The sequence below is a fragment of the Streptosporangium sp. NBC_01639 genome (assembly GCF_045209755.1).
GTDB lineage: Bacteria > Actinomycetota > Actinomycetes > Streptosporangiales > Streptosporangiaceae > Streptosporangium.
In genome coordinates, this window is the sequence record NZ_CP109272.1 from 6,958,101 (window position 1) to 6,974,879 (window position 16,779).

Genomic DNA, 16,779 nt, shown 5'->3' on the forward strand with positions numbered 1-16,779 from the left:
ACGCTCGGCGCGCTCATTAGTGGAGCACTGGTTAATCGGATGATCTGGGTCTGCCCGGGTCGGTTGGTACCGCCTGAACCCTTCGCGGGGGACGGGAGTGGGAACGCCGGCTGGGGGGCGCGGATGGGTTCGGACACACTGTTGGGTCCTGAGGAAACGGACATTGGTGGGCCCGCTGTGGCGGGCTTGCTGTCTGTTTGACCTCGTGCGGGACCAGCCTCCTGTCATACCAGCTCGCCTTTGGTGGGTGTTGGTGGTGGGGTGGGTGTGGTTGCTGTTTGTTGTTTGAGATTTGCATAGTGGACGCGAGCATCTTTGTGGCCAAGTTTTTTAGGGCACACGGTGGATGCCTTGGCATCAGGAGCCGATGAAGGACGTGGGAGGCTGCGTTAAGCCCCGGGGAGTCGCCAACCTGACTTTGATCCGGGGATGTCCGAATGGGGAAACCTAGCACCAGTCATGTGGTGTTGCCTCCGCCTGAATGTATAGGGCGGTTGGTGGTAACGCGGGGAAGTGAAACATCTCAGTACCCGTAGGAAGAGAAAACAAATAGTGATTCCGTGAGTAGTGGTGAGCGAAAGCGGAAGAGGCTAAACCGTATGCGTGTGATAGCCGGCAGGCGTTGCGTGTGCGGGGTTGTGGGACCCTCTGGGAGGAACTGCCGTTTTTCCAGACAGTGAGAAATCGATGGGATAGTCGAAGTTTCTGGGAAGTTGCGCCGTAGACCGTGAGAGCCGGGTAGGCGAAATCTTGTCGACTGTTTGAGGGGATCCCAAGTAGCACGGGGCCCGAGAAATCCTGTGTGAATCTGCCAGGACCACCTGGTAAGCCTAAATACTCCCTGATGACCGATAGTGAACAAGTACCGTGAGGGAAAGGTGAAAAGCGCCCCGGTGAGGGGTCGTGAAATAGTACCTGAAACCGTGTGCCTACAAGCCGTAGGAGCGTAAGCAGGCTTGCCTGTTTGTGATGTGACTGCGTGCCTTTTGAAGAATGAGCCTGCGAGTTATGGTGTGTGGCGAGGTTAACCCGTGTGGGGTAGCCGTAGCGAAAGCGAGTCTGAATAGGGCGTTGTTAGTCGCATGCTGTAGACCCGAAGCGGAGTGATCTAGGCATGGGCAGGTTGAAGCGCGGGTAAGACCGCGTGGAGGACCGAACCCACCAGGGTTGAAAACCTGGGGGATGACCTGTGTTTAGGGGTGAAAGGCCAATCAAACTCCGTGATAGCTGGTTCTCCCCGAAATGCATTTAGGTGCAGCGTTACGTGTTTCTTGCCGGAGGTAGAGCACTGGATGGCTAATGGGCCCGACAAGGTTACTGACGTCAGCCAAACTCCGAATGCCGGTAAGTGAGAGCGTAGCAGTGAGACTGCGGGGGATAAGCTCCGTAGTCGAGAGGGAAACAGCCCAGACCACCGACTAAGGCCCCTAAGCGTGTGCTAAGTGGGAAAGGATGTGGAGTCGCAGTGACAACCAGGAGGTTGGCTTAGAAGCAGCCACCCTTGAAAGAGTGCGTAATAGCTCACTGGTCAAGTGATTCCGCGCCGACAATGTAGCGGGGCTCAAGTACACCGCCGAAGTCGTGGCATTCACACGTTAGCTTGGCAGCTTGTCTGTCTAGGTGTGTGGATGGGTAGGGGAGCGTCGTGCAGCCGGCGAAGCAGCAGAGTGATCTAGTTGTGGAGGCTGTGCGAGTGAGAATGCAGGCATGAGTAGCGAATCAGAAGTGAGAAACTTCTGCGCCGGATGACCAAGGGTTCCTGGGCCAGGCTAATCCGCCCAGGGTAAGTCGGGACCTAAGGCGAGGCCGACAGGCGTAGTCGATGGACAACGGGTTGATATTCCCGTACCCGCTATGGTGCGCCAATACTGAATCCAGTGATACTAAGGGTCCTTAACCCCCCTAAAGCCTTCGGGCTTGGGGTGAGGGTGAACGCCTGGCCTGATCTGGTAGTAGGTAAGCGATGGGGTGACGCAGGAAGGTAGTCCAGCCCAGGCGATGGTAGTCCTGGGGTAAGCGTGTAGGGCGTGTCGTAGGCAAATCCGCGGCACATTGAGCCTGAGACGTGATGCCGAGCCGATTGTGGCGAAGTGGGTGATCCTATGCTGCCGAGAAAAGCCTCTAGTGAGTGCCGTGGCGGCCCGTACCCCAAACCGACTCAGGTGGTCAGGTAGAGAATACTAAGGCGATCGGGTGAACTGTGGTTAAGGAACTCGGCAAATTGCCCCCGTAACTTCGGGAGAAGGGGGCCTTCGCTGGTGATCAGACTTGCTCTGTGAGCTGGTGGGGGTCGCAGAGGCCAGGGGGAAGCGACTGTTTACTAAAAACACAGGTCCGTGCGAAGTCGTAAGACGATGTATACGGACTGACGCCTGCCCGGTGCTGGAACGTTAAGGGGACCGGTTAGTCGCACGTGTGTGGCGAAGCTGAGAACTTAAGCGCCAGTAAACGGCGGTGGTAACTATAACCATCCTAAGGTAGCGAAATTCCTTGTCGGGTAAGTTCCGACCTGCACGAATGGCGTAACGACTTCCCCGCTGTCTCAACCGCAGACCCGGCGAAATTGCACTACGAGTAAAGATGCTCGTTACGCGCAGCAGGACGGAAAGACCCCGGGACCTTCACTATAGCTTGACATTGGCGTTTGGAACGTCTTGTGTAGGATAGGTGGGAGACGGTGAAGCTGTCACGCTAGTGGTGGTGGAGTCATTGGTGAAATACCACTCTGGTCGTTTTGAACGTCTAACTTCGGTCCGTGATCCGGATCAGGGACAGTGTCTGGTGGGTAGTTTAACTGGGGCGGTTGCCTCCTAAAGAGTAACGGAGGCGCCCAAAGGTTCCCTCAGCCTGGTTGGTAATCAGGTGTCGAGTGTAAGTGCACAAGGGAGCTTGACTGTGAGACCGACGGGTCGAGCAGGAGCGAAAGCTGGGACTAGTGATCCGGCGGTGGCTTGTGGAAGCGCCGTCGCTCAACGGCTAAAAGGTACCCCGGGGATAACAGGCTGATCTTCCCCAAGAGTCCATATCGACGGGATGGTTTGGCACCTCGATGTCGGCTCGTCGCATCCTGGGGCTGGAGTAGGTCCCAAGGGTTGGGCTGTTCGCCCATTAAAGCGGTACGCGAGCTGGGTTTAGAACGTCGCGAGACAGTTCGGTCCCTATCCGCTGCGCGCGCAGGAGACTTGAAAGGAGCTGTCCCTAGTACGAGAGGACCGGGACGGACGAACCTCTGGTGTGCCAGTTGTTCCGCCAGGAGCACGGCTGGTTGGCTACGTTCGGAAGGGATAACCGCTGAAAGCATCTAAGCGGGAAGCTCGCCTTGAGATGAGGTCTCCCACCACGAGAGTGGGTAAGGCTCCCAATAGACGATTGGGTTGATAGGCCGGAGGTGGAAGCACGGTAACGTGTGGAGCTGACCGGTACTAATAGGCCGAGGACTTGACCACAAAGCATAAGCTTGGTTTCTGCAGCGCTCTGTCCCTTCGCCGGGTCCGGAGCAGCGCGAGACCAAGGTTGTTGCCCGCGTCCACTATGCGATTCTGAGACAGCAGACACGTTCTCGTGTTTGACAGTTTCATAGGGTTACGGCGGTTATGGCGAAGGGGAAACACCCGGTTACATTCCGAACCCGGAAGTTAAGCTCTTCAGCGCCGATGGTACTGCACCGGGGACGGTGTGGGAGAGTAGGTCGCCGCCGGACAATTTTTTGTCGCAGTTGAGGCCATCCCGGTTGGGGTGGCCTTTTCTGTTTTCCCGGGTCCGGTCACCTTCCCCCGGCCCGGTCACGTTTACCGGCCCGGCCACGTTCCTGAGCCGGCCACGTTCCCCCGGCGGTTTCCCGAGCAGGTCACGTTTCCCGGGCCTGTTCTTGGGCCGGCCGCGTTCCCCGTGACTGATCACATTTCCCGGCTTGGGCCTGTTCCCGGGCAGGTCACGTTTCCCAGGCCTGTCAAGGACCCGCAGGCGGGGTCAGTAGGCTTGAGGTGTGGACTATCAAGCGGTTGAGCGGGCGATCATGGAACGCGGCGTCGAGTGGAACTTCGAGCCCACTCTCGACAGGATCGCCGCGCTTATGGACCTGCTCGGTTCCCCACAGCATTCCTATCCGGTCGTGCACGTCGCCGGGACCAACGGCAAATCGAGCACGACCCGCATGATCGAGACGATTCTGCGCGAGCGTAACCTACGCGTCGGCCGTTTCACCAGCCCGCATCTCGTCTCCATGCGGGAGCGCATCTCCGTGGACGGTGCCCCGCTGAGCGAGGAGCGCTTCGTCGAGGTGTACGAGGACATCGCCCCCTACTTTGGGATGATCGATGCCCGGGGACGCCGGCTCTCCTTCTTCGAGGTCCTCACCGCGATGGCCTTCGCGGCCTTCGCCGACGCCCCCGTCGACGTCGCCGTCATCGAGACCGGGATGGGCGGCGACTTCGACGCCACGAACGTCGCAGACGGCGCGGTGGCCGTCATCACCCCCATCTCCCTGGACCATGTTGACTATCTCGGCCCCGACATCGCGACGATCGCGGAGAAGAAGGCTGGCATCATCAAACCAGGTGCGACGGCGATACTCGCTCAACAGCAACTTCCCGCAGCCGAGGTACTGATGCGCAGGGTGGCCGAGATGGGGGCCACGGTGGCGCGTGAGGGACTGGAGTTCGGCGTGCTCAGCAGAGAGATCGCGATCGGCGGGCAGTCGCTCCGTCTCCAGACCCTCAAGGGCACCTACGACGACATCATGCTCCCGCTGTACGGTGCACACCAAGCGAGTAACGCCGCCTGCGCGCTCGCCGCGGTCGAGGCACTGAGCGTGGGGGAGGACCCGCTCGATCCCGAGTTGGTCCGGCAGGCGTTCCTTCAGGTGAGTTCGCCGGGCAGGCTCGAAGTCGTCCGGCGGGGGCCCACGGTGCTGGTAGACGCCGCGCACAATCCGGGCGGGATTCAGGCCACTCTGGAGGCCGTTCAGGAGTCGTTCGACTTCGCCAAGCTCATCGGTGTGGTCGCGGTGTTCGAGGACAAGGACGTCCAGGGCATCCTGGAGTTGATGGAGCCGCTGATGGACGAGATCGTGGTGACCCGCAATTCCTCGCCCAGATCCATGGATGTGGACGAGCTCGCGGCGCTCGCCGAGGAGATCTTCGGGATGGACCGGGTCCACCAGGTCGAGCGGTTGGACGGTGCCATCGACCGGGCGATTGAAATGGTGGACGCCTTGGGAGAGTTCAGCGGAGCAGGGGTGTTGATCACCGGTTCGGTGGTGACCGCGGGAGACGCACGGTTGCTGCTCAAGGCCGACAGGGCCACGTGAGCCGGGTGACAGCGGAAAGGCGAGAGATGATCACAGTTACTCCGGGCATGCGGCGGCTCTGCGCCAGTGTGCTGGGCATGGAGGCGATCGTCATCGGGCTGTTCACCCCGGTGGCGATCAACACCCAGGACATCGAACCGGCTGTGGCGGTAACCGTCGGGATCGGTCTGGCGGTCCTGTGCGTCCTGGCCGCCGGTATGTTGAAGCGCCCCTTCGCCTACGTTCTGGGAAGTCTGATCCAGGTGCTCGCCATTGCCGCGGGTTTCCTGGTCCCCACCATGTTCTTCCTTGGGGTGATCTTCACCGCGCTGTGGATCACGGCGATATTCGTCGCTCGCCGTGTCGAGGGCGTGACTTCCCGCTAAAGTCGGCCAACATGGCCGTGCCTCCCATTCAGCCGACTCGGGCGGTGACCGCCGGGCCCAAGGGCCTGTCGCGCACGCTCGGTGTCCCCGTGGCGCTCGATGTCGTTCTCGGGTTGCTCGTCGCGGTGGTGCTTCCCCTGGCGGTCGTCGCCATCCCCAACACCATCTCGGTGGTGGCCGCTCTGCTGCCGCCTGAGATCTCGCAGGTCGCGATGGTGCGGGCACATGGGCTGGCGCTGCCCGCGATGGTGCTCACCGTGCCACTGGCTGTCCTCGCCGTGCGCCGGATGCGGGCGGCGCCGGCCCTGGTCGTCGGCCTGGCCCTGCTCGCGGTGGCCGATGCCGCGGGGGGTTATGCGGACTCCGCGCCGATGGTGGGAATCCTGCGGGTCCTGCACGGGATCGGAGCGGGACTGTTGGTGCCCGCCACGCTGATGGCGGTCTGGGAGAGGTCGCCGTTCCTGCGCGCGGTGTGGGGAGGCGTGCTCGCGCTGAGCCTCCTGGCCGCGCAGGCACTCGCCCTGTGGCCGCTTGACGAGGTGAGGTCCTGGAGGGTCACGCTCCAGCCGTACCCGATGCTCACGGGAGCCGCGCTCGTCCTGGCCGCTCTCTACCTTGTGCTCTGGATGAGGAGCGGCGAGGGCGCGGGGAGCGGCAGCGGGGCGGGCACCGCGGAGCGCGGGCCGCTGCTGATGGCGGCCCTGCCCGCTGCGGGCATCGCCCTTCTGGCGCTGGGAAGCACCTTCGACTGGCCGTCGCCTCTGCTGGTCCTCGCGGCGCTGCTGTCGGTTCTCGCGCTTTTCGGATCCGCTTCCCTGGTCGCTCTCGACGGTGCCGGCGGCAGGACCCCCGCCTACACGATGCTCGTGGTGGGCGTCGTCGTCCTGCCCACCGCGGCCCAGGTCACCTATGTCGAGCTCGGCGGTCTGGGCGGGCCTGGCCTGTCCGGTCTGTGGCCCGCTTTCGCGGTCGCCGGAGCAATCGGTGTTGTCGCCGCGGTGCTGGTGAGCCGGATGGGCGACGGCGGCATGCTTCTGGTCGGCGCGGGAGGTCTGGTGACCGTGGTGGCGGGGTTGTGCGCCGTCCGGCTGCTCCTTCCCACCTCCGACGGACCCGTGCTGATCCTCCCGTTCGTTCTGGTCGGGGTCGGCGCCTCGGTGGCCCTCACCTCCGCGTTGCGCTCGTGCGGCTCCGGTGTGGCCCTCTTCGGGTTGTCGCTGCTCTTCCCCGGGGTGCTTTCCGGCTTCCTGCTGGGCGGCGGTGTCCAGTTCATCTGGCTGAAGGACGCGAAGACCCCTCAGGCGCTGGTCGACGGGTTCGTGGGCGCACTCCATCTGTGGGCGCTGATCGGCGGCGGCCTGGTGGTCGTGACGATCGTGCTCTGCGCGGTCCTGAGCCGTCGTTCTTCCGGTGTCGGATCCGATGGAGTGAGGACACCGGTGGCTGGAGGCGGCGACCCCTGGGGCGGACCGTCCTCCACGGAAGGATCCGGCGGGCTGGGCCGAGCGGAGCCACAGCCGGACCCGCGGCCGGTTAAGACCGGCACGTCGCTGGTGGTGCCACCACCCGCCCCCTCTCCGGAGGACACACCGGAAGAGGGCCCCGCCCGCCCGTGATGTCGTCGACCACGGAGAATCGGGTGGAGGACGGTAAACTTCGCGCGGTCAACACCGTTCACGAACCATATTTGCTTAAAGGAGAACTTCAGTGTCCGAGCGCACTCTTGTCCTGATCAAGCCCGACGGTGTCGCGCGTGGTCTCATCGGCGATGTGATCGCCCGGGTCGAGCGCAAGGGCCTGAAGGTCGCGGCGCTGGAACTGCGCACTCTGGACGTCGAGACCGCCAAGACCCACTACGCGGAGCACTCCGAGCGGCCGTTCTTCGGGGAGCTGGTCGAGTTCATCACCTCCGGTCCGCTGGTCGCGCTGGTTCTGGAGGGACCTCGTGCCATCGAGGCCTTCCGCGCCCTCGCCGGCCTGACCGACCCGGTCAAGTCCGCCCCCGGCACCATCCGCGGCGACCATGCCCTGGAGATCGGTGAGAACGTGGTCCACGGCTCCGACTCGCCGGAGTCCGCCGCTCGCGAAATCAAGATCTTCTTCCCGGACCGTTTCTAGGTCTTATCGGCCTCTGACGCCGTCGAGCCTCGTCACTCAGGGAGTGACGAGGCTCGACGTATTTGGCACGTCTTAAGATTTTCCTGGAACTGACGGGCTCATTGCGCTCAAGTGTGGGTACGTCACGTTACGATTCGAGTGCGTTCTGTAGTTTTCGCCGACGACCTCACGGAAGGAGGGCCGCCTTCCCCATGAGCAGCATGCTTTCTTTTCTCGGCCGCGACATGGCAGTCGACCTCGGCACCGCCAACACACTCGTCTATGTCCGAGGTCGCGGCATCGTGCTCAACGAGCCGTCCGTCGTCGCGATCAACACGACTTCAGGGAAGATCGTCGCCATCGGTATCGAGGCCAAGCGCATGATCGGCCGGACACCGGGCAACATTGTGGCGATCAGGCCGCTCAAGGACGGCGTCATCGCCGACTTCGACGTCACCGAGCGCATGCTGCGCTACTTCATCCAGCGTGTGCACAAGCGTCGCCACTTCGCCAAGCCCCGCATCATCATCGCGGTGCCGAGCGGGATCACCGGGGTCGAGCAGCGCGCGGTCAAGGAAGCCGGTTACCAGGCGGGAGCGCGTCAGGTCTTCATCATCGAGGAGCCGATGGCCGCGGCGATCGGTGCCGGCCTCCCCGTGCACGAGCCGACCGGCAACATGGTGGTCGACGTCGGCGGAGGCACCACGGAGGTGGCCATCATCTCGATGGGCGGTGTGGTGACCAGCCAATCGATCCGGGTGGGCGGCGACGAGCTGGATCAGGCGATCATCAGCTTCGCGAAGAAGGAATACTCCCTCATGCTCGGCGAGCGGACCGCTGAGGAGATCAAGATGGCGATCGGCTCCGCCTGTGTCCTCCCGGATGAGGGGCATGCCGAGATCCGGGGCCGTGACCTGGTCAGCGGCCTGCCAAAGACGATCATCGTGTCGGCCCATGAGATCCGTAAGGCTACCGAGGAGTCGGTGAACGCGATCGTGGACGCGGTCAAGACCACCTTGGACAAGTGCCCGCCGGAGCTTTCCGGGGATCTGATGGACCGGGGCATCGCGCTCACCGGGGGCGGCGCACTCCTCAAAGGAATGGACGAGCGGCTCAAGGACGAGACCGGTATGCCGATTCATCTGGTGGACAACGCACTCGACTCCGTCGCTCTCGGCTCGGGTAAGTGCGTCGAGGACTTCGACGCCCTGCAGCAGGTCCTGGTTCCGGAGCCGCGGCACTGATGAAAGACACGCGTCGGGCACGGATGAGCCTAGGGCTGCTGCTGGCCGCGGCACTCGTGCTCATGACCGTGGACCATCGGGCAGGAGACGACTCTCCCCTCAGCTCTCTCCGGGGGGCGGGAACAGCGCTGTTCGGCACCGCGGAGAGCGCGGGGGCCGGTGTCGTCCGGCCGGTCGGGCAGTTCTTTGAGGCAATGGTGGGAGCGCCCGACGCGCAGCGCCGCATCGACGCGCTGAACGCGGAGAACCAGCGGCTCAAGCATGATCTGATGGCACAGAGCATGGATCGGCGGCACTCAGCCGAGCTGAGACGCCTGCTCCGGGTCGCCGGGACCGCCGGATACAGGATCGTGTCCGCTCAGGTGATCGCCCGGCGTGGCACACCCGGGTTCGAGGAGGCCGTCGAGCTCGACGTGGGCAGCGCCGACGGGGTGCGGTCGGAGATGACCGTGTTGAACGGCGCCGGCCTGGTAGGCCGGGTGGTCCATGTGGGGGCCTCCACCTCGACCGTGGTCCTGCTCAGTGATCCCGCTTCGGCGGTCGGGGCCCGGCTGGAGGGAAGCAACGAGATCGGAGTGGTGCACGGAGTAGGGGAGAACGGCCGTCTGGTCCGTTTCCGGCTGCTCGACTCGACCGCTCAGGTCGCTCCAGGCCGCAGGATCGTGAGCTTCGGTTCCCAGCGTGGCGTGCCGTACGTCGCGGGAGTGCCGATCGGGGTGGTGGAGCGGGTGGAGGCCACGCCTGGGGAGTTGACCCGGATGGCCTACGCGCGGCCGTACGCGGACCTCACCGCGCTGGATGTGGTCGGTGTGGTGGTTCAGGCGCCGCGACGCGATCCGCGTGACGCGGTGCGGCCCGACACCCCGGGCAGGCCCGACCAGCCGGACAGCCCCGAGGCGTCGCGGAAACCCGAGGCGTCGCGCAGGCTCGACCTGCCGCGGAAGGGGGTCTGACGGTGGGCGGCCGCGATGTGGTCTCGGTGGGCATGCTCCTGCTGGTCATGGTCGTCCAGATGACGGTCGTGAACCGGCTGCCGCTTCCGGGGCTGGGTGCGCCTGATCTGGTGCTGCTCACCGTGGTGGGTTACGCACTGGTCCGCGGGGCCGTGGCCGGAGCGGTCATGGGCTTCTGCGGGGGGCTGCTCAGCGACATACTGCCACCCGCCGCGCATGTGCTCGGGCAGTATGCGCTGGTGCTGTGCCTGATCGGGTTCATGGCCGGTCGAATGGTTGAAAACTACCCCGAAACCATGCAGATCACGGCGTTGACCTGTGCGGCCGTCGGTCCGGTGGTCGCCGTGGCGGTGGGTGGGCTGCTCGGGGACGAGCGGATCAGCCAGTCCATGCTCACGACGGTGCTGCCCCAGATGGTCCTGTACAACGTGCTGGCCGCACCGCTGATCGTGTGGGCGGTGACGAGAGTCGTCCGAGGACCCCGGACGCGGGCCTTGCAGCTGACGAGGTATCCGGCGCGGAGCCGCACATGAACGGGCGAGTCGGCGAGCACGACGTCTTCCCCTCATGCTCGAACCCGCCGTCAGGCGAGGAGCGGACATGATCCGGATACGGGGCCGGTTGGTCGTGCTGCAGGTGCTGGTGGTCTCACTGCTGGTATTGCTGTCCGTACGGCTCTGGCAGGTGCAGGTCGTACGCGGTAAGGAGTTCGTGACGGCCGCGATGGAGACGCGCACCCGCGACGTGGTGGTGCCCGCGGTGCGCGGGCAGATCCTCGACTCGGCGGGACGGCCGCTGGTGCGTAACCGCACCCGGCTGGTGGTCTCGGTGGACCGCACGAGCCTGAACCGGATGGAGGGCAACGGCCGGTCCGTGCTCCAGCGGCTGGCCGCGGTCCTGGACCGACGGCCCGCGGACCTGCGCGAACGCATCAGGGCATGCGGTCCTGGGGTCGCCAGGCCCTGCTGGCCGGGATCGCCGTACCAGCCGATCCCGATCGACGACCACGTCACGACCCGCGAGGCCCTGCAGATACTGGAGCGTCAGGAGGAGTTTCCCGGGGTGACCGCCGAGGTGCAGGCGGTCCGGGAGTATCCGGGCAGCACCGCGGGCGCGCAGGCGCTCGGTTACCTGCAGCCGATCACCCAGGCCGAGATGGAGAAACGGGCCGGATCCAGAACGGTGTTCTCCGGAGTGGACCTGGTCGGCAGGGACGGGCTGGAGTCGGTGTACGACGGCGCGCTCCGGGGCGTGCCCGGTCTGCGGCGAGTGCAGGTGGACCGGCTCGGCAAGGTGATCGGAGTGGAGCGGCAGGTGCCGCCCACCTCTGGGGACACGCTCATCACCAGCATCGACGCCAAGGTGCAGGGCGTGGCGGAGAAGGCACTGGCCGAGGCCATGAAGTCCGCTCCGCGGGCCGACGGTGCGGCGGCGGTCGTGCTCGACGTGCGGACCAGCCGGGTGATCGCGTTGGCCAGCGCGCCGACCTACAACCCGGCGATCTGGACTGGGGGCATCTCGGAGAAGGACTACCAGCGCCTGCTGTCCGGCAAGGCCGGTAAGCCGCTGGTGTCGCGCGCCATCAAGGGCGAGTTCGCGCCGGGCTCGACGTTCAAGGTCTCGTCGGTGTCGGCGATGCTCAAAGACGGCTATCCCCTGCACGGCCAGTACGACTGCCCGGGTTCCTTCATGGTCGGCAGCCGGCCGTTCAACAACTTCAGGGGCATCGGGCTGGGCACGATGACCCTGCATACGGCGCTGGTGAAGTCCTGCGACACGATCTTCTACCGGGCGGCCTACGAGCAGTGGCTGCGCGACGGCGGGCTGAAGGGGAAGACGAAGATCAAGGAGCCGATGGCGAACATGGCGCGCTCCTTCGGCTTCGGTCATCCCACCGGCATCGACCTGCCGGGCGAGTCGGCGGGGCGGATCCCCGACCGGCGGTGGAAGAAGGACCTGTGGGCGGTCACCAGAGCGGACAACTGCAAGCGGGCCAAGTCCGGATATCCGGAGGTCGCCAAGGGCGATCCCAGCCGGGCCGCCTTCCTCAAGCAACTGGCGTACGAGAACTGCGTCGAGGGTTACCAGTGGCGGCCGGGTGACGCGGCCAACTTCTCCATCGGCCAGGGCGACGTCCTGGTGACCCCGTTGCAGCTCGCGGCGGCCTACGCGGCACTGGTCGGAGACGGCAAGCTGCGCAGCCCCCGGCTGGGCTGGGCGCTGGTGCGGCCGGACGGCAGCATGGTCAAGGAGATCAAGGCGCCGGTGGTGCGCAGACTGCCGATCTCCACCACGGAGCGGGCCTACATCAAGAAGGCGCTGAGCGATGTTCCCTCCGACGGCACGGCTGCCGGAGCATTCGTCGGTTTCCCCATGGACAAGGTGAGGATCGGCGGTAAGACCGGGACCGCCGAGGTCTACGGCAAGGCGGACACCTCCTGGTTCGCCTCGTTCGCACCGACCGAAAGGCCCCGCTTCGTGGTCGTCGTCATGGTCTCCCAGGGAGGGATGGGAGCCGAGACCGCGGCTCCGGCCGCCCGGAAGATCTACGAAGGCATCTACGGTTTCACTCCCACCGGAGGGCCTGCCGCGGCGGCACTACCGGCAAGGCGTCCCGCCTCCGAACCACCGATGATCAAACGGGACGGCACGGTGGCCCGATGATCCGCGCAGCGGGACCGTGGAGCCGTTTCCGTCACATCGGGACGACGCCGTGGACCCGCACGACGAAGCGGCGGAGCCGTTCTCACCGGTATGCGACGGTGACGGCGCGATGACCCGCACGATGACGGCACCGCAGCGAGGAGCCTTCGCCCGCAGGGCGGCCACGGCGTCCTCGGCGGTGCGCCGGATGGACGGGGTCATGCTGGTCTCCGTAGCGGCCCTGGCGGTGATCGGCACGATGCTCGTCTGGTCGTCCACCAGGACCTGGGCGCCCGGAGCCACCGGGCTGGTCAAGAAGCACATCCTCAACCTCTGCATCGGAACCGCCCTGACCGGCTTGGCGTCGATGGTGAACCACCGGAGGCTGCGGGCCTACGCGCCGCTGCTGTACGGCCTGTCCCTGCTCGGGCTGTTCCTGGTGATCACGCCCCTCGGCTCCAGCGTGAACGGGGCCCATTCGTGGATCATGGTGGGTGGAGGCTTCGCCTTCCAGCCGTCGGAGTTCGCCAAGCTCGGTCTGCTGCTGATGCTGGCCATGCTGCTGGCCCCGTCCGCCACGGGCGCCGACAGGCCACGGGGTCTGGACATCGGGATAGCGCTGGCGGTGGCCGCTTTCACCATGGGCCTGGTGATGCTCCAGCCCGACCTGGGCACCACGATGGTCCTCGGAGTGATCACGGCTGCCGCGCTCGTCATCGCAGGAGTCCGCAAACGCTGGATCTGCGGTCTGGCCCTCGGCGTGATCGGTGCGGGAGTGGCCGTCTGGTTCCTCGATGTGCTGGAGCCGTACCAGATCGCCCGGTTCACCGCCTTCCTCAACCCCGCCAGTGATCCGCGCGGTGTGGGCTACAACAGCACCCAGTCGCTGATCGCCATCGGGTCGGGAGGAGTGTTCGGCAAGGGGCTGTTCGACGGCGGGCAGACCACCGGCCGGTTCGTTCCCGAGCAGCACACCGACTTCATCTTCACCGTGGCGGGGGAGGAGTTCGGCTTCCTGGGCTCGGTCGCCGTGGTGGCCCTGCTCGGTGTGGTCCTGCTCCGGGGGATGCGGATCGCGCGGCAGTGCGACGACCGGTTCGGCGCGCTGACCGCCGGTGCGATCGTCTGCTGGCTGGCCTTCCAGTCCTTCGTCAACATCGGGATGACGATCGGGATCATGCCGATCACCGGTCTTCCCCTGCCGTTCGTCTCATACGGCGGCACCGCGACCTTCGCCAACATGATCGCCGTGGGGTTGCTCCAAGCCATCCACATCCGTGAACAGCAGTTCTAGGCAGGCCGACATGAGAGCCGCCCGCATGTCCGTGAGCCAGGGCCCCGGCTCGCTTCTCACCCAGGCGGCCGTCGCCCTCGGCCATGCATGCCGGGAGGTCGGTCTCGACGACGCCGGCCCCGTACTGCTGCGTGACTTCGCCGGCACCGTCTACCACCTGCCCGCCCAGGGTGTGGTGGTACGGCTGGCGCAGGCGGCCACGCCGGGCAGGTTCGACCGGCTGGCGACGTCGGTCCGGGTCACCCGATGGCTGGCGGAGCAGGGGTTCCCCGCCGTCAGGCCGCTGAACGTCAAGCAACCGGTCGTCGCGGAGGGGTTCCTGGCGAGCTTCTGGCGCCATGAGGAGCACATCGGACCGCTTCCCGATCCCGCGCAGCTGGGCCCGTTGCTGCGGAGATTGCACGACCTGCCGCCCGTACCGTTCGAATTGCCGGCCCACGACCCGTTCGGGGCGGTGCGCCAGGCGATTCTGGCCGGGCAGACGCTCGACGAGGACGACCGCCACTGGCTGCTCGACCGGTGTGACTCGCTTGCCGAGGCCTACTACGAGCGGGTGGAGTTCGCCCTGCCGTACGGGCTCACGCACGGAGACGCCCACCACCGGAACATGATCCGCACCCTTGGCGGCTTCCTGCTGTGCGATTGGGACGAGGTGTGCACGGGGCCCCGGGAGATCGACCTGGTCCCGACCCTGCATGGGGCGCGTTTCGGGCTCACCGAGCGGCAGCGGTCCAATTTCAGCGAGGCTTACGGCTACGACGTGACCCGTTGGGCGGGCTACCCGGTGCTGCGTGACGTGCGTGAACTACAGACGCTCAGCGCCGTGTTGCGCAATGCCCACCACGATCCCGGCGCCCGCGAGGAGTTGCGGAACCGGCTCGACTCGCTGCGGGCGGGGGACGACCGCCTGTGGCACCTCTTCTAGACGGATAGGCTTGACCGTATGTCTGTCGAGTCGCTGTTTCCCCGCCTGGAAGCGCTCCTGCCCAAGGTGCAGAAGCCGATCCAGTATGTCGGAGGTGAGCTCAACTCGACCGTCAAGAACTGGGACGAGACCTCGGTCCGCTGGGCGCTGATGTACCCGGACGCCTACGAGGTGGGCCTGCCCAACCAGGGCGTTCAGATTCTCTACGAGATCCTCAACGAGTTGCCGGAGACACTGGCCGAGCGGACCTACGCGGTCTGGCCCGATCTTGAGGCGCTCATGCGGTCCGAGGGCGTTCCCCAGTTCACGGTCGACGCGCACCGGCCGGTGCGGGCGTTCGATGTGCTCGGGCTCTCGTTCTCGACCGAGCTGGGTTACACCAACATGCTGACCGCTCTGGACCTGGCGGGTATCCCGCTGGCGGCCGTGGACCGAGGCGATGACGATCCGATCGTCCTCGCCGGCGGCCATGCGGCCTTCAATCCCGAGCCGGTCGCCGATTTCCTCGACGCCGCGGTGCTGGGCGACGGGGAGCAGATCGCCATTGCGATCACCGAGGTCATCCGTGAGTGGAAGGCCGAGGGCTCGCCCGGCGGACGCGACGAGCTGCTGATGCGGCTGGCCGAGTCCGGCGGGGTCTACGTGCCCAAGTTCTACGACGTCGATTACCACGCCGACGGCCGGATCCGGCGCGTCGCGCCGAACCGGTCGGGCGTGCCCTGGCGGGTCCACAAGCACACGGTCATGGACCTGGACGAGTGGCCCTATCCGAAGAAGCCGCTGGTTCCGCTGGCGGAGACCGTGCACGAGCGGTTCAGCGTGGAGATCTTCCGCGGCTGCACCCGTGGCTGCCGGTTCTGCCAGGCAGGGATGATCACCCGGCCGGTCCGGGAGCGTTCGATCACCACGATCGGCGACATGGTCGACGCGGGCGTCAAGGCGTCCGGGTTCAACGAGGTCGGCCTGCTGTCGCTCTCGTCGGCGGATCACTCCGAGATCGGCGAGGTCGCCAAGGGGCTGGCCGATCGTTACGAGGGCACCAACACCTCGCTGTCGCTGCCCTCGACCCGGGTCGACGCCTTCAACATCGATCTGGCCAACGAGTTCTCCCGCAACGGCCGCCGCTCGGGCCTGACGTTCGCCCCGGAGGGCGGTTCGGAGCGGATGCGCAAGGTGATCAACAAGATGGTCACCGAGGAAGACCTGATCAGGACCGTCTCCACCGCCTACACCCAGGGCTGGCGGCAGGTGAAGCTCTACTTCATGTGCGGCCTGCCCACGGAGGAGGACATCGACGTCCTGGGCATCGCGGACCTGGCCAAGAAGGTCATCAAGGCCGGTCGGGAGGCCACCGGATCGCGGGACGTCCGCTGCACCGTCTCCATCGGCGGGTTCGTGCCCAAGCCGCACACCCCGTTCCAATGGGCGGGCCAGGCCGACCACGAGACCGTGGACCGCAGGCTCAAGGCGTTGAAGGACGCACTGCGCGGCGACAAGGAGTACGGCAAGGCCATCGGCCTGCGCTATCACGACGGCAAGCCCTCGATCATCGAGGGCCTGCTCTCCCGGGGTGACCGCCGGGTGGGTGACGTCATCCGCGCGGTGTGGGAGGACGGTGGCCGTTTCGACGGCTGGAGCGAGCACTTCTCCTACCAGCGCTGGATGGACGCCACCGTCAAGGCCGGCATCGACGTCGACTGGTACACCACGCGGGAGCGCGAGGAGAACGAGGTCCTGCCCTGGGACCACCTCGACGCCGGCCTCGACCGCGAGTGGCTCTGGCAGGACTGGCGGGACGCCGTCAACGACGTCGAGGTCGAGGACTGCCGATGGACCCCGTGCTACGACTGCGGTGTCTGCCCCACCATGGGTACGGAGATCCAGATCGGGCCGACCGGGAAGAAGCTGCTGCCACTGACGGTTGTCTGAGATAGGCCGTGCGTGAGCGCG

11 protein-coding genes and 2 rRNA genes are annotated in these 16,779 nt (G+C 65.6%); all 13 read left to right on the plus strand.

The window, feature by feature from the left end; translation table 11 throughout:
• Positions 1 to 319: 319 nt before the first annotated feature.
• The 13 genes from OHA77_RS31715 to OHA77_RS31775 all read left to right on the plus strand — a co-directional run bounded on the left by OHA77_RS31715 (position 320) and on the right by OHA77_RS31775 (position 16,758).
• A 23S ribosomal RNA gene (locus tag OHA77_RS31715) occupies positions 320 to 3,446 on the plus strand.
• Positions 3,447 to 3,583: 137 nt separating this feature from the next.
• Positions 3,584 to 3,700: ribosomal RNA gene (gene rrf, locus OHA77_RS31720) — 5S ribosomal RNA — on the plus strand.
• A gap of 315 nt (positions 3,701 to 4,015) precedes the next feature.
• Complete coding sequence (locus OHA77_RS31725) at positions 4,016 to 5,308, plus strand: bifunctional folylpolyglutamate synthase/dihydrofolate synthase (protein ID WP_406319905.1); 1,293 nt, start codon at positions 4,016 to 4,018, stop codon at positions 5,306 to 5,308.
• Positions 5,309 to 5,334: 26 nt separating this feature from the next.
• Positions 5,335 to 5,673 carry a DUF4233 domain-containing protein gene (locus tag OHA77_RS31730; protein ID WP_326824531.1) on the plus strand — a complete coding sequence of 113 codons (339 nt, stop codon included), beginning with the start codon at positions 5,335 to 5,337 and terminating at the stop codon, positions 5,671 to 5,673.
• A gap of 11 nt (positions 5,674 to 5,684) precedes the next feature.
• A complete protein-coding gene (locus OHA77_RS31735) occupies positions 5,685 to 7,289 on the plus strand; it encodes a hypothetical protein (protein WP_406313019.1) in 1,605 nt (534 codons plus the stop codon).
• A gap of 91 nt (positions 7,290 to 7,380) precedes the next feature.
• Positions 7,381 to 7,791: a nucleoside-diphosphate kinase gene (ndk, locus tag OHA77_RS31740; RefSeq protein WP_326824529.1), complete on the plus strand. Its 411-nt coding sequence runs from the start codon at positions 7,381 to 7,383 to the stop codon at positions 7,789 to 7,791.
• A gap of 191 nt (positions 7,792 to 7,982) precedes the next feature.
• Positions 7,983 to 9,014: a rod shape-determining protein gene (locus OHA77_RS31745; protein WP_326824528.1), complete on the plus strand. Its 1,032-nt coding sequence runs from the start codon at positions 7,983 to 7,985 to the stop codon at positions 9,012 to 9,014.
• A complete protein-coding gene (gene mreC / locus OHA77_RS31750; RefSeq protein ID WP_326824527.1) occupies positions 9,014 to 9,967 on the plus strand; it encodes a rod shape-determining protein MreC in 954 nt (317 codons plus the stop codon). The genes OHA77_RS31745 and mreC overlap by 1 nt, the downstream gene beginning before the upstream one ends.
• 2 nt (positions 9,968 to 9,969) lie before the next feature.
• A complete protein-coding gene (gene mreD / locus OHA77_RS31755) occupies positions 9,970 to 10,500 on the plus strand; it encodes a rod shape-determining protein MreD (protein WP_406313020.1) in 531 nt (176 codons plus the stop codon).
• 67 nt (positions 10,501 to 10,567) lie between these two features.
• The gene (gene mrdA, locus OHA77_RS31760) at positions 10,568 to 12,631 is read left to right on the plus strand and encodes a penicillin-binding protein 2 (protein ID WP_406313021.1); all 2,064 of its coding nucleotides are present in this window, start codon (positions 10,568 to 10,570) and stop codon (positions 12,629 to 12,631) included.
• A 109-nt stretch (positions 12,632 to 12,740) separates the two neighbouring features.
• Positions 12,741 to 13,904 (plus strand): rod shape-determining protein RodA, encoded by a 1,164-nt coding sequence (gene rodA / locus OHA77_RS31765; protein ID WP_326824524.1) that lies wholly within the window; start codon positions 12,741 to 12,743, stop codon positions 13,902 to 13,904.
• Positions 13,905 to 13,914: 10 nt separating this feature from the next.
• Entirely contained in the window at positions 13,915 to 14,829 is a 915-nt protein-coding gene (locus OHA77_RS31770) for a phosphotransferase family protein (RefSeq protein ID WP_406313022.1), read from the plus strand.
• An 18-nt stretch (positions 14,830 to 14,847) separates the two neighbouring features.
• Positions 14,848 to 16,758 carry a TIGR03960 family B12-binding radical SAM protein gene (locus tag OHA77_RS31775; RefSeq protein ID WP_406313023.1) on the plus strand — a complete coding sequence of 637 codons (1,911 nt, stop codon included), beginning with the start codon at positions 14,848 to 14,850 and terminating at the stop codon, positions 16,756 to 16,758.
• Positions 16,759 to 16,779: the final 21 nt, after the last annotated feature.